This is a genomic window from Pseudoxanthomonas sp. LjRoot204_2 (genome assembly GCF_056175765.1).
On the sequence record NZ_JBGFFG010000358.1, the window covers coordinates 1 to 3482 of the forward strand.

The following is a 3482-nucleotide window of genomic DNA, read 5'->3' on the forward strand; positions in this document are numbered from 1 at the left end:
GTACAGCACCGCGCCGCAACGGTCGCATTTTTCCCACAGCCCCTCGGGGACGCTGCGTTTGCTCTTGCCTGCGTTGCCCTCGGTGCGGATGCCCGACGGCATCAGTTTGCTGAGCCAGCTCATGCGTGGTCTTGCTGCCTGCCCCGGGAGGGGCCTTATGGTTGAGCGCGGCAGTTTAGCTCAGTCGTCCATGCACAGCCGTACGGTGGTTCAGGCGTCCAGCGCCGCCCGCAGCGGGGCGAGGAAGGCGGACGCGCGGGCAGGTGCATCGCCTTCGGCGTCGGCCAGCGCCGCCACCAGCGCACTGCCGACCACGACGCCATCGGCATCGGCCGCCATCGCACGGGCACTGCCGGCGTCGCGGATGCCGAAGCCCGCCACCACGGGAACGTGGGAGCCTGCCTGCAGCTGCTTCAGCCGTTCGCCCGCCGCTGCGGTGTCCAGGCGATCGGACGCGCCCGTCACGCCCGCGAAACTGACGTAGTACAGGTAGCCCTGCGCGGTCTCGCACAGCATCCGTAGGCGCTCGGGCGAGGTGGTCGGCGACGCCAGCGCGATCAGGGCGAGCCCTTCACGGTTGAACACCGCGCGCGTCTCTTCGGCCTCTTCCGGCGGCAGGTCGACCAGCAGAACGCCGTCGACGCCCGCCGCGACCGCCTCGCGGGCGAAGCGCCCTGCACCGTGGATCTCCACCGGGTTCAGGTAACCCATCAGCACGATGGGCGTCGTGTCGTCCTGCTGGCGGAACACCTCCACGGCCTCCAGCACGTAGCGCAGCCCGGCGCCACGCGCCAGCGCGCGCTCGGAACTGCGCTGGATGACCGGGCCGTCGGCCATCGGGTCGGAGAACGGCACGCCGAGTTCGATCACGTCGGCACCGGCGTCCACCAGCGCGTGCATCACCGGCACCGTCGATTCCAGCGATGGGTCGCCGGCGGTGATGAACGGCACCAGCGCCTTGCGGCCCGCAGTCTTCAGTTCGGCGAACTTGGTTTCGAAGCGGCTCACAGGCTGATCCCCTCGCGTGCGGCGATGGTGTGCACGTCCTTGTCGCCACGACCGGACAGGTTGCACAGCACCAGCTGGTCCTTCGGCAGTTCGCGCGCCAGCTTGATCGCCTGGGCGACCGCGTGGCTGGATTCCAGCGCCGGCAGGATGCCCTCRGTGCGTGTCAGGCGATGGAATGCAGCGAGCGCTTCGTCGTCGGTGACGCCGACATACTCCGCGCGTCCGCTGTCCTTCAGGAACGCGTGTTCCGGCCCGACGCCCGGGTAGTCCAGGCCGGCGGAGATCGAATGCGTTTCGATGATCTGCCCGTCGTCGTCGCAGATCACGTAGGTGCGGTTGCCGTGCAGCACGCCGATGCGTCCCGCCGACAGCGACGAGGCATGGCGACCGGTCTCGATCCCGTCGCCGGCGGCTTCCGCGCCGACGATGCGCACGCCCGGATCGTTGAGGAAGGCATGGAACAGACCGATCGCGTTGCTGCCGCCGCCGACGCAGGCGGTGATCGCATCCGGCAGGCGGCCGTAGTCGGCCAGCATCTGCGCCCTCGCCTCGCGGCCGACCACGGCGTTGAAGTCGCGCACCATGCGCGGATACGGATCGGGACCGGCGACGGTGCCGATGATGTAGAAGGTGTCGTGCACGTTGGTCACCCAATCGCGCATCGCTTCGTTCAGTGYGTCCTTAAGCGTGGCCGAGCCGCTGGTCACCGGCACCACGGTCGCGCCGAGCAGCTTCATGCGATAGACGTTGATCTTCTGGCGCTCGATGTCGGTGGCGCCCATGTAGACCACGCATTCCAGCCCCAGCCGGGTGGCGACGGTGGCGCTGGCCACGCCGTGCTGGCCGGCGCCCGTCTCGGCGATGATCCGCTTCTTGCCCATCCGGCTGGCCAGCAGCGCCTGCCCGATGGTGTTGTTGATCTTGTGCGCGCCGGTGTGGTTCAGGTCCTCGCGCTTGAGCAGGATCTGTGCGCCGCCCACTTCACGACTCAGGCGCTCCGCGTGGTAGATCGGGCTGGGCCGGCCGACGTAGTGCTTCAGGTCCTTGTCGAAGGCAGCGATGAAGGCCGGATCGACACGGGCGGTGTCGTAGGCGGTGGCCAGTTCCTGCAGGGGGCCGATCAGGGTTTCGGCGACGAAGCGGCCGCCATGCCGGCCGAAGTGGCCGGCAGCATCGGGGTAGGCGTGATAGTCGGCAGCGGCGGCCATGATCGTGTGTCCAGCGAGGGCGAGCCGTCACTGTATCGCACAGGTTGTGGACGAAAAACCCATGAAATCTGACCAATCCGTGACTTAAACTGATGCCATGTCACGACCTCTTCCCCCGCTCAATGCCCTGCGTGCGTTCGAAGCGGCAGCCCGGTTGGGCAGCGTCAGTCGTGCGGCCGCCGAGCTGCACGTCACCCACGGAGCGGTCAGCCGGCATGTGCGCACCCTGGAAGAGGCGCTGGGCCGCCCGCTGTTCGTCCGCGATGGTCGCGGCCTGGCGCTCACGGCCGATGGCCTGCGCCTGCGCGACCTGGCCGGCGACGCATTCTCTTCGCTCCAGGCTGGCTGGGCTGCGATGCAGCGCGACCGCCGGCCGCTGGCCTTCGTGCTCGGCTGCCCGGGCAGCCTGCTGGCGCGCTGGGTGATCCCCCGGCTGGAGCGACTGGCGGTCGACCTGCCGACGCTGACGCTGCACCTGTCGGCACAGGAGGGAGGGTTCGACGACGCCCTCACCGGACTCGACGCCGCCCTGCTGGTCGGCGAGGCCCCCTGGCCCTCAGGCTGGGATGTGCACCTGCTGGCGCCCGAGCGGATCGGACCGGTGCTCAGCCCAAGGCATGTCCGGTTCGCCGCGCTGTCGGGCGCGCCACCCGCAGTGCTCGCCGACGAGCCCGTGCTGCACACCGCCTCGCGTCCACAGGCCTGGCCGCGCTGGTTCGCCACGCAGGGCCTGGATATCGGGCAGCCGCGGCGGGGCGCCGGCTTCGATCACCTGACCTATCTGCTGGAAGCCGCCGTCGCCGGGCTGGGCGTGGCCATCGCGCCGCAGGAACTGGTACAGGCCGATCTCGAAGGCGGACGCCTGGTCGCCCCCTGGGGGTTCACCGATACCGGCGGGCAGTGGGCGCTGTGTGGCCGGCGCGGCAACCCGGACCCACGGATACCGGCGCTGGCGGCGTGGTTGCGCACCGCACTGGCCTGAGCTCAAGCGCCGGTTTCGGCCTCGCGCACGGCCTCGACGAACCGACGCATCTTCTCCCCGTCTTTCACGCCGGGCGCCGTTTCGATGCCGCTGGACACATCGACGCCCCAAGGCCGCGCCGTGCGCAGCGCGAGGCCGACGTTCTCGGGCGTCAGGCCGCCGGCCAGCAGGAACGGCTTGTCGGTGGACGCGGGCATGCGGCGCCAATCGAAGCGCTGCCCGCTCCCCCCCTGCTCGCCTGCGGCGTGGCCGTCGAACAGGAAGCCCTGCGCGCCCGGATAGGC

The 3482-nt window shown here is 70.0% G+C and carries 4 protein-coding genes and 1 pseudogene; 1 reads left to right on the top strand and 4 read right to left on the bottom strand.

Annotated features, from left to right (window positions below; all coding sequences use genetic code 11):
- The 3 genes and pseudogenes from AC04L7_RS14660 to trpB form a co-directional block, all read right to left on the bottom strand.
- Positions 1 to 123: pseudogene (locus tag AC04L7_RS14660) on the bottom strand (acetyl-CoA carboxylase, carboxyltransferase subunit beta); the annotation flags it as partial.
- A gap of 87 nt (positions 124 to 210) precedes the next feature.
- Positions 211 to 1008 (bottom strand): tryptophan synthase subunit alpha, encoded by a 798-nt coding sequence (gene trpA, locus AC04L7_RS14665; RefSeq protein WP_296282651.1) that lies wholly within the window; start codon positions 1006 to 1008, stop codon positions 211 to 213.
- Positions 1005 to 2216, bottom strand: coding sequence for a tryptophan synthase subunit beta (trpB, locus tag AC04L7_RS14670; protein WP_475513283.1), 1212 nt, complete (start codon positions 2214 to 2216; stop codon positions 1005 to 1007). The genes trpA and trpB overlap by 4 nt, the downstream gene beginning before the upstream one ends.
- Positions 2217 to 2313: 97 nt before the next feature.
- Here trpB and AC04L7_RS14675 point away from each other — a divergent pair, with 97 nt between their 5' ends.
- Entirely contained in the window at positions 2314 to 3198 is an 885-nt protein-coding gene (locus AC04L7_RS14675; protein WP_435999270.1) for a LysR family transcriptional regulator, read from the top strand.
- Positions 3199 to 3200: 2 nt separating this feature from the next.
- Here the strand turns inward: AC04L7_RS14675 and AC04L7_RS14680 are convergent.
- Positions 3201 to 3482: phosphoribosylanthranilate isomerase (locus AC04L7_RS14680; RefSeq protein ID WP_475513284.1), on the bottom strand; the 282-nt coding region annotated here is incomplete at its 5' end.